The sequence below is a fragment of the Streptomyces sp. NPDC104307 genome, from assembly GCF_055584045.1.
Genome location: NZ_JBVJMU010000001.1, coordinates 322,729 through 341,056, shown reverse-complemented (window position 1 = coordinate 341,056; position 18,328 = coordinate 322,729). Strand labels below are relative to the sequence as shown.

Here is an 18,328-nt window from a genome sequence, read left to right as displayed (position 1 = left end):
CGGGTGCGCCCGCGGCTCACACTGGTTCCGGCCCCGGCGCGCGGGTCGGCACACCACCGCCGCCTCCCCCCCCGCCCGTCCCACATCATTGGGAGAACCAGTGCCAGCCCCGACCGACCAAGCCCCCGTGCCTCCTGCCCGAACCGGTAGACGACGGCTGCGCAGTGCCGCGGTCACCATCGCCCTGGGAGGCACGCTGTTCACGGTCGGGGCCCTGGGCCTGGCCCCCCAGCAGGCGCCCGCTCCCACGGTCGCCGCCGGCCAGGACGCGCCCCGCGGCAAGGACGCCACCGAAGCCCTGCGGACCCATGTACGCAAACTGCCCGCCGACCCCGGCGGCTGGTCCTCCCTCGGCATGGCCTACGTACAGCAGGCCCGAAGCACGGCGGACGCGGCCACCTACGACCGGGCCCGCACCGCCCTGCGCAAGTCCCTCGCCCTCCAGCCGGCCGGCAACTTCGCGGCGGAGACCGGGATGGGAGCCCTCGAATCCGCCCGCCACGACTTCGCCGAAGCCCTGACCTGGGCGCGGCGGGCCACCACCGACAACCCCTACAGCGCACCCGCCCAAGGGGTCCTGGCCGACGCGCTCACCCAGCTCGGCCGCTACGAGGACTCCTACGCGGCGGTCCAGCGCATGACCGACCTCAGGCCCGACAGCAGCGCCCTCGCGCGCGCCTCGTACAGCTGGGAACTCCGCGGCGACACGGCGCGGGCACGCGACCTGATGAACAAGTCCCTCCAGGCGGCCGGCACCCCGGCCGACAAGGCGTTCGCCCTGACCCACCTCGCCACCCTCGCGCTGGAGACCGGCGATCCGGGCACCGCCCTGAAGCTGGCCGGCACCGGACTTGACGTACTCCCGGGCGACGCCGCCCTCCTGGAGGCACGGGCCCGCGCCCACACCGCGCTCGGCCACTGCGCGCAGGCCGTCACCGACTTCACCGCGGCCGTCGCCGCCGCACCCCTGCCCCAGTACCTTCTCGGACTCGGCGACCTCCAGCGGTCGCTCGGACACCGCGAGAAGGCCGAGGAGCAGTACGACGTACTCAGGGCGCAGGAGACCCTGAGGAAGACGAGCGGAGGGGTTCCGGACGCGGACGCGGTGCTCTTCGAGGCCGACCACGGCAACCCGCGAACAGCGGTCGAGATGGGGCGTGCCGCACTGCGGCAGCGGCCCTTCATCGCGGTCCACGACGCGTACGCCTGGGCCCTGCACCGGGCCGGACGCGACGCCGAGGCGGTCGAGCAGGCCGACCTCGCACTCGCACTGGGCACCGTGAGCGCGCCGTTCCACTACCACCGCGCGCTCATCAACCAGGCCCTCGGCCGGACCGGGGCCGCCCGCACCGACCTCCGTCGCGCCCTGGACACCGATCCCCACTTCCACCCGGTGGACGCCCCACGGGCACGCACCGCGCTCAGCAGAATCGAAACCGTCCGATGAACCGAACCCCCTCGCGCCTCCTCGCCTCGCTGACCCTCACGGGAACACTCACGGTGCTCCTGGCCGGCCTCGCCACCACGGCGCACGCACACCCCCTGGGCAACTTCACGGTCAACCACCACACCGGGCTCACCTTCCGGAAGGACGCCGTCGACGCGCTCATCGTGGTGGACCGCGCGGAGATCGCCACCGCACAGGAACGCCCGCGCGTCGACCGGGACCACAACGGCACCGTGGACGCGGCCGAGACCCGGTCCTACGCCGCCGGGGACTGCGACCGGCTCACCCGGCAGCTGCGGCTGGACATCGCCGGTGCACCGGCGCGCTGGAAGACCGTGCGCAGCACATTCGAGTTCCGGCCGGGCGAAGGAGGCCTGCGGACCAGCAGACTCAGCTGCGCCCTCGCCGCCCCCGCGGACCTGAGCGGACCCGCGGACATCGACGTGCGCACGGAGTACGACGAACGGCGCGTCGGCTGGCAGGAGATGACCGCGCGCGGCCTCGGCGTCACACTCACCCGCTCGACGCTGCCCACCACCTCGCCCACCGACGAACTCCGGCACTACCCCAAGGACCCGCTGGCCACCCCCCTGGACCAGCGCTCGGCCCGGCTGCGCACCGAACCCGGCGAGAGCCGGCCCGCAGCCGTGGCGCGGACGGTGCTGCCGGGGGCGGGCCCGGTCACGGCGGCGCTGGACAGGGTGTCCGGAGTCTTCGACACACTGGTGGGACGACGCGAACTGACCGTCCCCGCAGGGCTCCTGGCCCTGCTGCTGTCCCTCGTGCTCGGCGCCTCGCACGCGGCTCTCCCCGGCCACGGCAAGACGATCATGGCCGCGTACCTGGCAGGCCGCCGAGGCACCCCGCGCGACGCGGTCACCGTCGGAGTCACCGTCACCTTCACCCATACCGCGGGCGTGCTGGCGCTCGGTCTCGCCCTGCCGCTCGCTACATCGCTGGCGGGGGAGACCGTACTGGCCTGGCTCGGGCTCGTCAGCGGACTGATGGTCACCGGGATCGGTCTGTGGCTCCTGCGCGCCGCACTCACGAAACGCCCGGCCCATGGCCACCATCACGGTCACGGCCACCACCATCACGGTCACGGGCATGACCACGACCACAGTCACGACCGCGACCATAACCACGACCACGGTCACGACCGCGACCATGAACACGACCACAGTGACGATCCGGGGCACCATCACGACCACGCACCCAAATCGGCGCTCCCCCCGCCCGTCCCGGCACGGTTCGTGCCGAGGCGGCGGGCCCAGCCGGTCGCGGCCGAGGAGCACGGAACGGTCCTCGCGCCGGCCAGGGACCGTACCCACAGCCACGTTCCCCGTCCGGCCCCCGCGGGCACCCCGCGTCGAGCCGGGACGTCACGCGCCGGGCTGATCGGGATGGGGATCGCGGGAGGCCTCGTCCCCAGCCCCTCCGCCCTGGTCGTCCTGCTCGGGGCGATCGCCCTCGGGCGCACCGCCTTCGGGGTGCTGCTCGTCGTCGGATACGGCCTGGGAATGGCCGTGACACTCACTCTCGCCGGCCTGTTGCTCGTGCGGCTGCGGGACAGGTTCGAGGCGCGGGCGGACAAGTACGCCCGTCCGCGCGCCTGGTTCGCCCGGTTCGCGGGGGCCGGTCCGGCCGCCTCGGCCGCGCTCGTGCTGGCCGTTGGAGCGCTCCTGACCCTGCGGGCGGCGGCCGGCCCCTGGTAGGTCAGCCGAGCGTGATGCGCCGGAAGCGGGCGAGGGAGGCGGCCATGAACACCGCGACGACGACCGCCGCACAGAGGAGCGCATACGGCAACGCGTGCACGACGGGCCATGCCCCGCTCTCCGGCATGCCCACCGGTGGCGGATTGCCGAAGAGATCGCGCACGGCCGTCGCGGTGGCCGAGACCGGATTCCACTCGGCCACGGTGCGCAGCGGGCCGGGCATCGTGTGGGTCGAGACGAAGGCCGACGACACGAAGGTGACGGGGAAGAGCCAGATCAGGCCGGCGCTCTGGGCGACCTCCACGCTCCGGGCCAGCAGACCGATGGCGGCCCCGACCCAGGACATGGCGAACGCGAAGAGCAGCACGAGCAGATAGGCGAGGACCGCGTCGGCCACGGACCCGGTGATACGCCAGCCCACCAGGAGACCGCACAGCGACGTCACGGTCAGGGTCACCGCGCTCATGACCAGATCCGACAGCGTGCGGCCGAGGAGCACGGCGAGCCGGGGCATGGGCAGTGCCCGGAAGCGGTCCACCATGCCCTTGTCCATGTCGTTGGCCAGTCCCAGGGCCGTGAACGCCGCGTTGAAGGTGACCGCCTGGGCGAAGATCCCGCCCATCAGGAAGGTGCGGTACCCGGCGCCGCCGAGGCTGCCCCCGAACACGTACGCCAGAAGCAGCACGAACATCACCGGCTGCACCAGGGCGGCGATCACCGAACCCGGTGTGCGGCGCAGGTTGAGCAGATTGCGCCAGGCCACGATGGAGGCGTCGCGGCCCAGCCGCCTGAGCCCGGTCATCGTCGCGCCTCCCCGCCGCCGGAGGTGCCGACCGGCGGAGCGCTCGGCCCGCGCGCCGGATCGGGGCGCCCGGTCAGGATCATGAACACGTCGTCAAGGGTGGGCGGGGCGAGTTCCACGTCCCGGACACCGATCTCGGCCAGCCGCAGCCGTCCGAGCGCGTCCTCCAGGGTGAGGGCGCCGTGCTCGGTGGTGACCGTGAGCCGCCCCGTCCTCGGTTCCAGCACCGGGAGGTGCGGTCCCAGCCCCGCCAGGACCTCCGCGGCCGTCGAGCGGAGACGCGGATCGGGCACGGTCAGCGACAGCCGCTCGCCGCCGACCCGGCTCTTCAGCTCCGCGGCGGTGCCGCGTGCGACGACCCGGCCGTGCTCGATGACGACGATCGTGTCCGCCAGCTGATCGGCTTCCTCCAGGTACTGGGTGGTCAGCAGCACCGTGGTGCCGCCCGCGACCAGTTCCTGGATCGAGCGCCAGGTGTCGGCCCGGCCCCGTGGGTCAAGGCCGGTGGTCGGCTCGTCCAGGACGACGACGACCGGCCGTGCGACGAGCGCACCCGCCAGGTCGAGCCTCCGGCGCATGCCACCCGAATAGCCACCGCTCGGCCGGTCGGCGGCCTCTTCGAGGTGGAAGCTCTCCAGCAACTGCCCCGCTCTGCGCCGGGCGGCGTGCCGGCCCATTCCGTAGAGACGGGCGACGAGATACAGATTCTCGCGGCCCGTCAGCTTCTCGTCGACCGCCGCGTACTGGCCGGAGAGGCCCAGGTTCTTCCGGACGCCCTCCGGGTCCTTGCGGATGTCGCGCCCCGCCACCCACGCCTCTCCGCTGTCCGGCCGGAGCAGGGTGGAGAGGATGCGTACCGCCGTGGTCTTGCCCGCCCCGTTGGGCCCGAGCACACCCAGTACGGTGCCGGGTGCCGCTTCCAGGTCCACCCCGGCCAGAGCATGTCTGTCGCCGTACCTCTTGGTGAGCCCCTCGGCACGTATCGCCGGCTGGTTGCGCCGCTCCGTCATGGTTGCCTCTCGTCGTGCGGTCGCGGTGATCGGGCGGGTCAGGCCATGGCGACGCGGGCGCTCCTGGGCGTCAGATCCGTCCAGTGCACCTCGACGTAGTCCAGGCAGGCGGCGTGGTCGGCGGGTCCGTACACGGCCTGCCAACCGGCGGGGATCTCGGCGAAGGAGGGCCAGAGAGCGTGCTGGTCCTCGTCGTTGACCAGGACGCGGTGCTGGGTCTTCGGGTCGTCGAAGGGGTTGGTCATCGGGTCTCTCCCTGGGTGGTGTCGTGGCCGGCGCCGAGTGCGGCGGCCAGCGTGGTCCCGATCCGCGCGCGGGCGTCGGGCTGCATCATCTGGGCGTGCGCGCACGCCACGTCGTGGTTCTCGACCGGGCCGCTGATGTACGGGGCCCAGAGGCCGAGTCCGAAGGTGTCGGCGGGGCGGCCCTCGGTGGCGGTGAAGAAGAGGGCCGGACCCTCGAAGCGCCGGGGTGTGTACTTCCGCATCAGCCGGGCCTGGCCGGCGAAGTTGTCCACCATCGCGTCGATGACGGCGGGCTCCAGCGAACCGAGCGGGCTCCCGCTGCGGCGGAACGCGTCCCGTACGGCGCTCGCCTCGACCACGTCCTCCGGGCCGAGGCCCTCCTCGCCCACCCCCATGTTGGACAGCAGCGCCCGGAACACCGTGTCCCGGTCCGCGTTGTCGAGGTCGTCCAGCGGAGCCAGCGGGAAGGCGTCCAGAATGGCGAGCAGCGCCACCCGCTCCCCGGCCTCCTGGAGCTGGACCGCGACCTCCTGCACCACGTTGCCGCCGAAGGACCAGCCCATCAGGTGGTACGGGCCGGCCGGCTGGACGGCGCGGAGCTCGCGCACGTAGACGGCGGCCATCGCCTCGATGCTCTCCGGGAACGGTTCGCCGCCCTCCAGATTCGGCGTCTGCAGCCCGTACACCGGCTGGCCGGGATCCAGATGGGGCAGCAGACCGGCGTAGGACCAGGCGAGCCCGCCCGCCGGGTGGACGCAGAACAGCGGGGGCCGGCTGCCCGTGGTCCGCAGCGGGAGGAGCGTCGTCAGGGCACTGTCCTGTGCCCCGTCGAGGAGCCGTTCCGCGAGCCGGGCCACCGTCGGCGCCTCGAAGAGGGTGCGGATGCCCAGTTCGACACCCAGAGCGGTCCTGATGCGTCCGGCCAGCCGGGTCGCGAGCAGCGAGTGACCGCCCAGCGCGAAGAAGTCGTCGTCGATCAGTACGCGTTCGATGCCGAGCACCTCGGCGAACAGCGTGCACAGGACGTCCTCGCGAGGGTTGCGGGGGCTGCGCCCCGCGGCGTCCGTGACAGCGAGGGGGACCGGGCGGGTCAGGGCGTTCCGGTCCAGCTTCCCGCTCGGGGTGAGCGGGAGGCGGTCCAGGGACTGCCAGCCGGACGGGACCATGTAGCCGGGCAGGTGCCTGGCCGCGTACTCCCTGAGTGCCGCGAGGCGTTCGGGTTCCGCCGGGGCCCGCTCACCCTCCGGTGGGACGGACAGCACCACGTGGGCGTCGAGCCGGGTCCCCGCCGCGCTGTCCTCGTGGGCGACGACGGCAGCGGCCACGACACCGGGATGTGCGGTCAGCACCGTCGCCGCCTCGTCGGGTTCGACCCGGAAGCCGCGCACCTTGATCTGTCCGTCACCGCGGCCGCCGAAGAGGAGTGAGCCGTCCGGCGCGCGCACCGCGCGGTCGCCCGTGCGGTACATCCGGCTGGACGCGGGGCCGTAGGGGTCGGGCACGAAGCTGCGGGCGGTCTCGGCCGGCCTGTCGTGGTAGCCGTGCGCCAGGCTCTGTCCCGAGAGGTACAGGTCCCCGGTCACGCCCAGCGGGACCGGGCGCAGCCTCTCGTCGAGCAGCGCGACCCGGGTGCCGGACACGGGCCCGCCGAGCACCGGGCGGACCGTGTCGGAGATCCGGGCGACCAGGGTGTCGACGGTGGCCTCCGTGGGACCGTAGAAGTTCCAGCTCTGTACGTCCGGAACGCCGTGCAGCGCCGTCCACAGCGCGGCCGGGACCGCCTCGCCGCCGAGGATCAGGGCCGTCGGGCGATGGCCCGTTCCGGCCGAGAGCAGCCCCGCCTCCAGGAGATGGCCGACATGGGTCGGGGTCGACTCCAGGACGTCGAGTTCCCGGGAGCGCACGGCGTCCACCAGGGCCTCGGAGTCGCGTCGGGTGCCGTCGTCCAGCAGGTGGAGCTCATGACCGTCGATCATCCACAGCAGGGGGTCGAGGGACGCGTCGAAGGACAGCGCCGCGGTCAGCGCCACCCGCAGCCGTCGCCCGCCGCGCGCCCGGACGGCGGGTGCGAAGACCTGGTGTCGGTGGTGGTCCAGCAGCCGTGCGAGCGAGCCGTGTCCCACCCGTACTCCCTTGGGCCGGCCGGTGGAACCCGAGGTGTGGATCAGGTACGCGGCGTCGCCCCGGGCCGGACGGACCGTGGGCGGGGGAGTGGCGGTGGCCGGTTCCGGTTCCGCGGCGCCGCCGAGCACCAGCGGACGCCACCGGCCGGTCGGCCGGTGCCCGGTCGCCCCGGCGACGACGACCAGCGCGGGCCGGGCGTCGTCCAGCACCGCTTCGATCCGGCCGTCCGGGAGGCTCGCGTCGAGCGGTGCGTAGAGCGCGCCCGCCTTCAGCACACCGAGCAGCGCCGCGACGGAGTCGAGGGACCGGGGCAGCAGCACCGCGACGCACGCACCCGGCCGGACGCCCTCGGCGCGCAGCAGGGCCGCGATGCGGTCGGAGCGGGCGTCGAGCCGTGCGAAGGTCGCCTCGCCGTCCGGGGCGACCACCGCGACGGCCTCGCCGTGTGCGGCGACGGTCTCGGCGAACCGGCACAGGACGGTCCCCGCCCCGGTCGCGCCGTCGCCGCCGTCGCCGAGGGCGAGCAGCCGGGAGCGCTCCGGACCGGCCAGCACGGGCAGATCGGCGAGCCGGGTGTCCGGCGCGTCTACCGCGTGCGCCGTCAGCGTGAGGAACCACTCGGTGATCCGGCGGGCGGTGGCGGTGTCGAAGAGGTCCCGGCCGAACTCCAGGGTGCCGTCCAGGTATGTGCCGCCGTCGGCGTCGCCGTCCTGCCGTTCCGTGAAGCTGAACGACAGGTCGAACTTGGCCGCCGCCGTGTCGACCTCGTGGACCCGGGTACGCAGTCCGGGCAGCTCCGCGTGGGGCGGCAGGGTGTTGTTGAGGGTGAGCATCACCTGGAAGAGTGGATGGCGGCTGAGCGAACGCGCCGGCCGCACCTCCTCCACCAGCCGCTCGAACGGAAGGTCCTGGTGGGCGTAGGCGGCGAGATCGGTCTCCCGCACCCGGGCCAGCAGCTCGTCGAAGTCCGGGCCGCCGCTCAGGTCGGCGCGCAGGGCCAGGGTGTTCACGAAGAACCCCACCAGCGGCTCCAGCGCCTCGTCGGTCCGGCCCGCCACGGGGGTACCGATGGTGATGTCGTCGCCGGAGCCGGTCCGGTGCAGAACGGCGGCCAGCGCGGCGTGCAGCACCATGAAGGTGCTGGAGGCCGACTTCCTGGCCAGCCGCGCGATGCCCGCCGTCGTCGCCGCGGGAACACGGAAGGCGACGGAACCGCCCCGGCCGCTCGGCACGACCGGCCTGGGCCGGTCGGCGGGCAGCGGTGTCTCCTCCGGCGCGCCCGCCATCTCCGCCTTCCAGTAGGCCAGTTGGCTGGACATCAGTGAGTCGGGGGTATCGGTCTCCCCCAGCAGTCCGCGTTGCCACAGGGCATAGTCCGGGTACTGCACCGACAGCGGTGCCCGGCCGGGCGGCCGTCCGGCGGTCCGGGCCGCGTAGGCCTCGGCCAGGTCCCGCGCCAGCGGGCCCATCGACCATCCGTCGGCCGCGATGTGATGCACGACCAGGAGCAGCGTGTGGCGTTCCTCCGACGTGCGGAACAGCTCCGCGCGCAACGGGATCTCAAGGGACAGGTCGAACGGACGCCCCGCCGCCTCGCGCAGTGCCGTCCGGACATCGCCTTCCGGCACCGCCCGGACCGGCATGGCGGGCCGGGCACCCTCGGCGGGAAGGACGGCCTGGAACGGCTCGCCGTCGCGGACGGCGATGAGGGTCCGCAGGCTCTCGTGCCGGGCCACCAGGTCCGCCACGGCCAGACGCAGCGCAGAACGGTCCAGCACGCCGTCCAGATCCACGGCGAAGGCGATGTGGTACGAGGCTCCCTGCGGATCCAGCTGGTTCAGGAACCAGAGCCGTTGCTGCGCCGGGGACAGTGCGGGGCGGGCGGGACGCACCGTCGGCCGCAGCGCGGGCCGGGCCCCGTCCGCCCCGTCCAGACGTCTCGCGAGGGAAGCCGGGGTCGTGGACTCGAAGAGCGCGCGCAACGGCAGTTCCACCCCGAAGGCGGTCCGGATCCGGCCGACGAGGCGGGTGGCCAGCAGTGAGTGGCCGCCCAGTTCGAAGAAGTCCTCGTCCCTGCCGACGTGCTGGTGGCCGAGGCACTCGGCGAACAGCGCGCACAGGATCTCCTCCCGGGGCGATCGCGGCGACTCCGCCGTCGCCGGGTCCGTCTCCCGGCGGTGCGGGGTGCCGCCGCCCGCGGGGAGCGCCCGGAAGTCGACCTTGCCGTGCGGTGTCAGGGGCATCGAGCCGAGGTGCGTCACGGTGGCCGGCACCATGTACGAGGGCAGCCGTTCCGCCACGAAGGAACGCAGCTCGCGCGCGGAGGGACGGCTGCCGTCCCTCGGGACGACCCAGCAGGCGAGCTGCCCGCCGCCGTCCGCCTCCGCGACGGCGGCGACCGCGCACCGGTCCACATCCGGATGGCCGCCGAGCACGCTCTCGACCTCGCCGGTCTCCACCCGGAAACCCCGGACCTTGACCTGGCCGTCGGCCCGCCCCACGAAGACCAGCAGCCCGTCCTGCCGGCGTACGAGGTCACCGGTGCGGTACATGCGGGCACCGGGAGCCCCGTACGGGTCGGGGACGAAACGGGAGGCGGTGGCGGCCGGGAGGTTCTCGTAGCCGCGGGCCAGCCCTGCCCCCGACACGTAGAGCTCGCCGGTCGTGCCGGGGGCGGCCGGCCGCAGCCGTGCGTCCAGAACCCGGGCAAGGGTGCCCGCGACCGAACGGCCCAGGTGCGGGCGGACGCCGGGGGCAACCCGCCCCATCACGCTGTCGACGGTGGTCTCTGTGGGCCCGTAGAGGTTCCACACGGTGACGTCGCGGAGCGCGGCGAGCTCCTCCCAGAGCCGTTCACCCAGGGCCTCGCCGCCGAGCGCCACCACCTTCGGGCGGCGCCTGCCGGCGGTGAACAGACCGTTCGCCGCGAGTTGCCCGAGGAAGGACGGGGTCGTCTCGATGACGTCGATCGCGCGGTCGTGGACCAGAGCGGCGAGGGCCTCTGGATCCCGCCGGGTGGTGTCGTCGACCAGGTGGAGTTCATGTCCGGCGATCATCCAGAGCAGCGGGTCCCAGGAGGCGTCGAAGGTCATGGCCGCCGTCAGCGCGACCCGCAGCGGACGGCCGTCGTTGAAGGCCTCCGCCGGTTCCATGAGCCGCTCGCGGTGGCTCGCGTACAGGGCGGCCAGGGCGCCGTGCTCCACCGTGACGCCCTTGGGCAGCCCGGTGGAGCCCGAGGTGTGCAGGACGTACGCGGCGTCCCCCGGCCGGGGCGCGGGCGGCAGCGGACCCCCGGTGGCCGCGTCCCCGGGAACCGGCCCGTCCAGGAGCAGCCGGGGCGTCGTCGCGGGAAGGGAGCTCTCCGTGCCGCTCGTGGTCAGCAGGAGCCGGGGCGCGGCGGTGTCGAGTATCAGCTGGTTGCGGGCCGCCGGCTGGGCGGGGTCCAGCGGTACGTGGACGGCCCCGGCGCGCAGTACGGCCAGCAGCGCCACGATGTGCCCGGTGGTACGGGGCATGGCGACGGCCACCCGGTCCCCGTGGCCGGCCCCCGACTGCCGGATGCGCAGGGCGAGGTCCTCGACGCGGTCCAGCAGCTCACCGAAGGTCTGCCGCCCGTCGGGCGCGACCACGGCGGTGCGGCCGGGCCACAGGGCGCCGCGCGCGGCGAGGACGTCCAGCACCGTCCGGTCCGGGACGCCGCTGTCCGGGGATGCCGCCGGCGGGCGGGCGCCGGCCTGCCGCGACGGTTCGTCGAGCGCCTCGGCGCGCTCGGCGGGGGTGAGGAAGCAGACGTCGTCGGCGGGCCCGTCCGGACCGGCGAGCAAGGCGGTGAGCAGCCGGGAGAAGTGCTCGGCGAACCGTTTCGCCGTGGACGGGTCGAAGAGATCGTGGCTGAACTCCAGCTCCCCGTCGATCCCGGCGGGCGCCCCCGCCCCGTCGAAGCGCTCGGCCAGGTCCCAGGTGAGATCGAACTTGGCGCCCGCGCCGCGTACCGAGGACTCGTGGCTGACCGCGAGGCCCGGCAGCTCCGGGCGGGGAACGGGGGTGTTGTTGAGGCTGAACATGACCTGGAAGAGCGGGTGCCGGGAGGCGGAGCGCTCCGGGGCCAGTGCCTCCACGACGCGCTCGAAGGGCAGATCCTGATGCGCGTAGGCCGCGAGGTCGGTGCGCTTCACCCGGGCCACCAGCTCCCGGAAGCTCGGTGCTCCGGAGGTGTCGGCCCGGAGCACCAGGGTGTTGACGAAGAACCCGACCAGTTCGGAGAGGCTTTCGTCGGTGCGGCCCGCCACCGGGGTCCCGATCGCGATGTCGTCGCCCGCACCCAGCCTGCTCATCAGGGCCGCGAGCGCGGCGTGCAGCACCATGAACCCGCTGGCCCCGCTGTCGGCGGCCAGATCGAGCAGCGCCCGGTGCGCGGCCGGGCCGACGATGACCGGGACACGCCCGCCACGGCCTGAGGACCTGGCCGGGCGCGCCCGGTCCGAGGGGAATCCGGACTGCTCGGCCAGGCCCTCCAGCGCAGTGGTCCAGTGCGCGAGCTGGCGTCCCGCCACGCTGTCCGGCTGCCGCGGGTCCCCGAGCAGCGACCGCTGCCACAGCGCGTAGTCGGCGTACTGCACCGGCAGCGGCTCCCACCGGGGCGCACCGCCGAGGGCGCGGGCCGCGTAGGCGGTGGAGAGGTCCCGCAGCAGCGGGCCGACCGACCAGCCGTCCGCGGCGATGTGGTGGAGCACCAGCAGCAGCACGTGCTCACCGGCGCCGGTCGGGAACAGCTCCGCGCGCAGCGGAAGTTCCCGGTCCAGCGCGAACGGGGCGGGGTCGGGCCTTACCTCCCGCACGGCGCAGGCCTCCCGCACGACCAGGAGCGAACCGGCCGCACCCGGTTCACGTACGCGCTGGCGGACCCCTTCGGAGTCTGCGGAGAAGACCGTACGAAGGCTCTCGTGCCGTGCGACGACGTCATCGAGCGCCGCGGAGAGGGCATCCCGGTCCAGCGCGCCGGACAGGCGCAGCGCCAGCGGCATGTGGTAGGCCGTTCCGGCGTCGCCCATCGCCTCCGTGATCCACAGGCGCTGCTGCCCGAACGAGGCGGGCAGCCGCCGCGGGCGGGGAAGCACCGGGCCCACCGCGGGGCGCGCGGGCGGCGCGGTGTCCAGCAGCGCGACGAGCCCGGCGGGCGTGGGCGCCTCGAACAGGGCCCGGATCGGCAACTCGACGCCGAACCCGGCCCGGATCAGGCCCACCAGACGGGTCGCCAGCAGCGAATGTCCGCCGAGCAGGAAGAAGCCGTCGTCCCGGCCCACCTCGGTCAGGCCGAGGCACTCGGCGAACGCGGCGCACATCCGCTCCTCCTGCGGCGTGCGCGGCGCGCCGCCCCGGACGGCCACCGGGCGGGCCGGGGGCAGCCGGCCGGGGTCCAGTTTGCCGTTGGGGGTGAGCGGCAGCCGTTCCACCGTCGCGTAGTCGGAAGGCACCATGTGGCCGGGAAGGACCCGGGCCAGGGCGTCCCGCACGGCTTCGAGGCCGAGGGCGGCACTCGCGTCGGCGGGCACCAGATAGGCGGCGAGGCGCTCCTCGCCGCCCCCTATGGCGACCGGCGTCACCGCCGCCTCGCTCACCCCGGGCAGCCGGCGCAGGGCCGCCTCGACCTCGCCGGTCTCCACGCGGTGACCGCGGATCTTGATCTGGCCGTCGCCGCGGCCGAGGAACTCCAGCATCCCGTCCTCGCCCCACCGCGCGAGGTCCCCGGTGCGGTACATCCGGGCGCCGGACGGCCCGAACGGGTCCGGCATGAAGCGTTCCGCGGTGAGTCCGGGCCGGCCGGAGTAGCCGCGGGCCACGCCCTCCCCGGAGAGGTACAGCTCACCGCTGCCGCCGCGCGGTACCGGGTGGAGCGAGGGATCGAGCACATAGGCACTGGCGCCGGTGACCGGCCGTCCGATGACCGGGTTCCGGCCGGCTATCCGGGTCGTGACCGCGTCGACCGTGGCCTCTGTCGGTCCGTAGAAGTTGAAGACGAGGAGATCGTCCCGCTCGGAGAGCTCCCGCCACAGGGCCTCGTCGACGGGTTCACCACCGAGGGCGATGACGCGGGGCCGGTGGGCAGGCGCGGTGAGCAGGCCGGCGGTGAGCATCTGCCGCAGATAGGTGGGTGTCGTCTCGATGGCGTCGATCCGTTCCCGCACGAGGTGGTTCACCAGCGCCTGCGGGTCGCGCCGGACATCGTCGTCGATGATGTGCAGTTCGTGTCCCGCCGCCATCCACAGGACGGGGTCCCAGGACGCGTCGAAGGAGGTGGCCGCCGTCAGAGCGACCCGCAGCCCCCGGCCGTAGGTCTCCTCCGCCAGGGCGTGGGACTCCTGCCGGTGGTGTTCGAGGAGATTGCTGAGCGAGCGGTGCTCGACGACGACGCCCTTGGGCCTCCCGGTGGAGCCGGAGGTGTAGATGACGTACGCGGCGTCCCTCGGCCCGGGGCCGACCGGTGTGCTCACATCGGGTTCCTGCCGGACGAGCTCCGGATCCACCAGCGGCAGCGCCCGTGCGGGATCGATGACGTGCGCGGACCCGGAGCTCGCGACCAGCGCGGCCGGGGCCGAGTCCTCGATCATGAAGGCGAGCCGCTCCGCCGGATACGAGGGGTCGAGCGGCAGGTACGCGGCTCCCGAGCGCATCACCGCCAGCATCGCCACGACGAGTTCGGTGGAACGGGGCAGGCCGACGGCGATCTTCGCGCCGGGCCGCGCCCCGGCGGCGGCCAGCACCGCGGCGAGGGCGTCGACCCGGCCGTTCAGCTCCGCGAACGTCAGCCGGGTGCTCCCGGAGACGACCGCTGTCGCGTGCGGGGTGGCCAGGGCCTGCCGGTCGAGCTGTTCGGGCAGGGTGACCGGCACGCTGCCGGTGCTGTCAGGAGAGGCGCGGTGCGGCGCGGCGAGGCCCGGGACCAGCCGGCGTTCGGCCTCGCTGAGGAAGTCCAGCGAGCCGACCGTGCGGGACGGGTCGTCGGTGAACCGCTCGATCAGCCGGCACAGCCGGCGGTGGTGCCCGGCCAGCTCCTCGGCCGTGTAGCGGGCGGAGTTGCCGTGCAGGTCGATGTGGAGCCCGCCGTCCGCGTACGAGGCGTGCACGGCGACGGCGAGATCGTCCACCGGGCCGATGGACAGGTTGTGCAGGGTGGCCCGGTGCGGGCCGAAGCTGAGACTGTCGTCGAACGCCAGGATGTTGACCGTGGGGCCGCTCAACGGCACATCCGTACCGGTGAGTCCGAGATCCCGCCGGAGCTCCTCCGTCGCGTACCGCTGATGCCGCAGCACCTTGCGGGCCTCCGCCGACGCCCGCTTCGCCACGTCGGACACCCGGTCGGACGGGGCGAGCGCCAGACGCATCGGCAGGATGGAGCTGAGCATGCCCGGTGTGGCACGGGCCAGGGGAGTGCGCCGCGCCGTGACCGGCAGGCCCAGGACGGCCTCGCCGACTCCTCGGCTCCGGTGCGTGTAGACGGCCAGCGCGGTCATGAAGAACGTCGGCCAGCCCACCCCCGACTCCCTGGCCGCTGCGCGCAGCCGGTCCGCCCGGCCGGGCGACATCTCGGCGCGTACCCGCAGCGACCCGCGTCCGGAGGCGGGCCCGTTCGCGTCCGGCCGGGCGGGAACGGGGGAGTCCGACAGGTAGCGCGTCCAGAACTCCCGGTCTTCGGAGTGCCGCCCGGACGCCCGGTAGGCGTGTTCCTCGTCGATGAGCGGCGCGAGCGCGCCGCCGGTCGGTGGCGGTTCCTCCTGGGACGGGGTGAGCGCGGCGGTGTAGGCGTCGGCGATCCGGGCGAGAGCCAGGGCGGCGCCGTAGCCGTCGAGCGCCAGGTGGTGCACCTGCTGGTGGAAGAGATGCCGCGTCTCCGTGAGGCGGTAGAGGGTCAGACGCACCAGCGGGCCGGTGGCGATGTCCGTGGGCTGCCGCAGCGCCGTCTCCATCCGCCGCAACGCCTCGCCGTGGGGGTCCTGGTGGCCCGAGAGGTCGACCAGCGGGACGTCGAGCGGGGGCCGGTCCGTGGCGCCGGGCCGGTGCACCCGTTGGACGGGGACGCCGTCACGCTCGATGAAGGTCACCCGCAGCGCTTCGGTGCCGTCCACCACCCGGCCGACCGCGGCCCGCAGGACGGCTGGGTCCAGCGGTCCCCGCACATCGGCGTACTCGGCCACGTTGTACGCCGCGCTGTCCGCGCCGATGCGCTGCGCGAACCAGATGCCACGCTGGGCCGAGGTCAGCGGAAGATCATCATGCGAAGTCGTGTTGTGCGGTGCGTCGGTCACGCGTTCTCACCTCTGTGGAAGGCCTGCGGTGCGGGGACGGCTCGCGGCGGGACGCCGGGGCAGGGCGGAATGAGGACGGGCCGGTCCCGTGCGGCGGCCGGTTCCCCAGCGGTCGGCCGCCTCAAGACCGCGCCCTCGACCTGGGTCGGCGCGCGTTCACGCATCGCTGCTGTGAACCACACCTCTGACGCACCAGCACGGCCCCACACACCTCCGGAAATGCCACCGTCGCCCCAATTGGGCTATCACATCAGTCGTTCGGAGTCACAAAGGTGTTGGATTGGTGATGTGACGCGGGACACAGCGTGGCGCGGCAGGGGTTTGCGCTTCACGAGTGCGTATCAGTCGAATGACTCATCAATTCGAGCCATCGGGCAAGCCGGGAGCCCGGCGGCCTCGAATCGTCCATGTCGAATGTCGCGTACTCATGAGATCTGGAGTGTCCATGAACATCCCCTCAGCAGTCCCGCGTTGGTGTGCGGCCCTGGCAGCCGCGGGAGTACTGGTGATCACGTCGGCGGCCGGTGCGGGCGCGGCCGGGCGGACGGCCCCGGCCGGCGGCTCCATACGGGCGGCGCAGCCGGCCTCGGCCGTGCCCGCCTACCGCGGTGTACAGGGCGGCAATCTGTGCCTGCTGGCGCGCTGTTCGGTCGGGAGCTCCGCCGAGGGCGGGAACGCGGGACCGAGCAATACGCAGGGCTTCAACCTGTGCCTGCTGGCGCTCTGCACCGTGCGCCCCTGACCCGGCACCCCGGTGGCCCGGGAGGTCCACGGACCTCCCGGGCCACCGGGCTCTCACGCCCCGCCCGGCGCGACCCGGACGAGGGATTTCAGACGTGTGTCACGGGCGGGCCGGCTGGAGCCCCGCGTACACCCCGCCGTTGTCCAGCAGTTCGCTGTGCGAACCGACCTCCGCGATCCGGCCGCCCTCCATCGCCACGATGCGGTCCGCGTTCCGGATCGTCGAGAGGCGGTGGGCGACGACGAAGACGGTCCGCCCGTGCACCAGGCGGGAGAGCGCCTCCTGGACGAGGGCCTCCGAGCGGTTGTCGAGTGCGGAGGTCGCCTCGTCGAGCACCAGCACCCGGGGGTCGCGGATCAGCGCCCTGGCGATCGCGAGCCGCTGCCGCTGCCCGCCCGAGAGCCGTGCGCCCCGCTGGCCGACGACCGTGTCCAGGCCGAGCGGCAGCTCCCGTACGAACTCCAGGGCGTTGGCGTCCGCCAGGGCGCGCGTCAGTGTGGCCTCGTCCGTGTCACCCATCCCGTACGTCACGTTGTCGCGGATGCTGCCCTCGAACAGGATCGACTCCTGCGGCACCACCGAGAGGAAGCGCCGGTAGCTGCGCAGGTCGAGCCCGGCCATGTCGACGCCGTCGAGCAGGATGCGGCCGGAGGTGGGCCGGATGAAGCCGATGAGCAGGTTGAGGACGGTCGACTTCCCCGCGCCCGAGGCCCCCACCAGCGCGATCGTCTCGCCCGGCCGCGCGGAGAGGGTGAATCCGTCGACCGCCGGGTCCGCGTCGTCGTAGGCGAACCCCACGTCCTCGAAGTCGATATGGCCGGTGACCCGCTCCACCTGCGCCTTGCCCGCGTTCTGTTCCAGGTCCGGGGCCTGGAGCACCTCTCCGGCCGAACGCACCGACTCCAGGCCCTTGGTGAGCACGGGCGCCAGGCCGAGCAGGGTGGTCACGGAGCCGGTCAGCACGGTGAAGAAGGAGCTGAGCATCACGACGTCGCCCGCGGTGACCGGCATCCACCCGTGATAGGCGACCAGGGCGGAGCCCGTCAGGCACAGCACTCCGAGCGTGTTGAGGATGACCCAGGCCAGCGCGCCGAACCGGCCGTTGACCGTGTCCAGGCGAAGTCCGGCCGCGAACACCTGGCGGAGCGAACCGTCGACCCGGCCCAGCGCGGTCCGCTCCAGCCCGTGGGCGCGGGTGATCGGGATCAGCGTGGTCATCTCGCCCACCCGGGAGGAGAGTTGCTCGACCTCGCGGCGGAAGGACTCGTTGTGGCCGCGCAGCCGCGCGCGCAGCTTCATCACCAGGAACCCGGCGGCCGGCACCACCACGAGGAAGACGGGCAGGAACGCCGGTACGCGCACCCCGATGACGACCAGGCCGCCGACCAGGGTCACCACGGCGCCGAGACCCATGTCCGCGCTCTGCTGCATCATCTGTTCCACCGACTCCACGTCGCGGACCACCTTGGCCTGCAGCACACTCGAACTGACCCGGGCGTGGTAGCCGATGGACAGCTGCTGCATCCGGCGGCACAGCGCGGAGCGCAGGGTGATGCCCATCCGGCGGATGCTGCCGCCGAGGAGCCGTACGTACCACTGGTGGAGCGGGTAGTTGATGAGGAGGATGACCAGCAGGATGCCGGTGGACTCCCAGAGTCCGGACTCCGGGCCGTGCTGGACGACCACGTCGAGGACGGTCGCGGTGATCAGCGGAAGCAGCCAGATCGGGCTGTGCTTCACAACGAAGACGAGCACCGCGAGTGCCAGCCGGCCGCGGTCGGGGTGGAACAGATGACCGAGGGTGCGTACCGGGTTCTCACCGCGGTAGCGGTGGTCCAGGTGGTCGAAGGGGGCCAGGGGTTCGGCGGAGACGGGCGCAAGCGCTTTCGGCATGGAGTTCATCCCACCGTGCTCACGCCGTGCGCGGCAACTCCGTTCCA

At 73.4% G+C, this 18,328-nt stretch carries 8 protein-coding genes; 3 read left to right on the top strand and 5 right to left on the bottom strand.

All coding sequences use genetic code 11. From position 1 onward, the window contains the following. The first annotated feature begins 127 nt into the window (after positions 1-127). Both ACZ601_RS01230 and ACZ601_RS01225 read left to right on the top strand, forming a co-directional pair. Complete coding sequence (locus ACZ601_RS01230) at positions 128-1,447, top strand: tetratricopeptide repeat protein (protein WP_469531848.1); 1,320 nt, start codon at positions 128-130, stop codon at positions 1,445-1,447. Next, positions 1,444-3,162: an urease accessory protein UreH domain-containing protein gene (locus tag ACZ601_RS01225; RefSeq protein WP_469531846.1), complete on the top strand. Its 1,719-nt coding sequence runs from the start codon at positions 1,444-1,446 to the stop codon at positions 3,160-3,162. The genes ACZ601_RS01230 and ACZ601_RS01225 overlap by 4 nt, the downstream gene beginning before the upstream one ends. Before the next feature lies 1 nt (position 3,163). Here ACZ601_RS01225 and ACZ601_RS01220 read toward each other — a convergent pair whose 3' ends face one another. The 4 genes from ACZ601_RS01220 to ACZ601_RS01205 are packed head-to-tail and all read right to left on the bottom strand — an operon-like array spanning position 3,164 to position 15,646. Continuing rightward, positions 3,164-3,964, bottom strand: a complete 801-nt coding sequence (locus ACZ601_RS01220) for an ABC transporter permease (RefSeq protein WP_469531844.1) — start codon at positions 3,962-3,964, stop codon at positions 3,164-3,166. Further along, positions 3,961-4,974: an ATP-binding cassette domain-containing protein gene (locus tag ACZ601_RS01215; RefSeq protein ID WP_469531842.1), complete on the bottom strand. Its 1,014-nt coding sequence runs from the start codon at positions 4,972-4,974 to the stop codon at positions 3,961-3,963. Before ACZ601_RS01215 ends, ACZ601_RS01220 begins: the two co-directional genes overlap by 4 nt. A 38-nt stretch (positions 4,975-5,012) precedes the next feature. Then, on the bottom strand, positions 5,013-5,219 hold the full coding sequence (locus tag ACZ601_RS01210) for an MbtH family protein (RefSeq protein ID WP_440578049.1): 207 nt from the start codon (positions 5,217-5,219) through the stop codon (positions 5,013-5,015). Next, positions 5,216-15,646, bottom strand: a complete 10,431-nt coding sequence (locus tag ACZ601_RS01205; RefSeq protein WP_469531840.1) for an amino acid adenylation domain-containing protein — start codon at positions 15,644-15,646, stop codon at positions 5,216-5,218. Before ACZ601_RS01205 ends, ACZ601_RS01210 begins: the two co-directional genes overlap by 4 nt. A 445-nt stretch (positions 15,647-16,091) precedes the next feature. Here ACZ601_RS01205 and ACZ601_RS01200 point away from each other — a divergent pair, with 445 nt between their 5' ends. Then, positions 16,092-16,388, top strand: coding sequence for a hypothetical protein (locus ACZ601_RS01200; protein ID WP_440578490.1), 297 nt, complete (start codon positions 16,092-16,094; stop codon positions 16,386-16,388). Between the two features lie 99 nt (positions 16,389-16,487). Here the strand turns inward: ACZ601_RS01200 and ACZ601_RS01195 are convergent, their stop codons facing one another. Further along, entirely contained in the window at positions 16,488-18,281 is a 1,794-nt protein-coding gene (locus ACZ601_RS01195) for an ABC transporter ATP-binding protein (RefSeq protein ID WP_469531838.1), read from the bottom strand. Between the last annotated feature and the right edge of the window lie 47 nt (positions 18,282-18,328).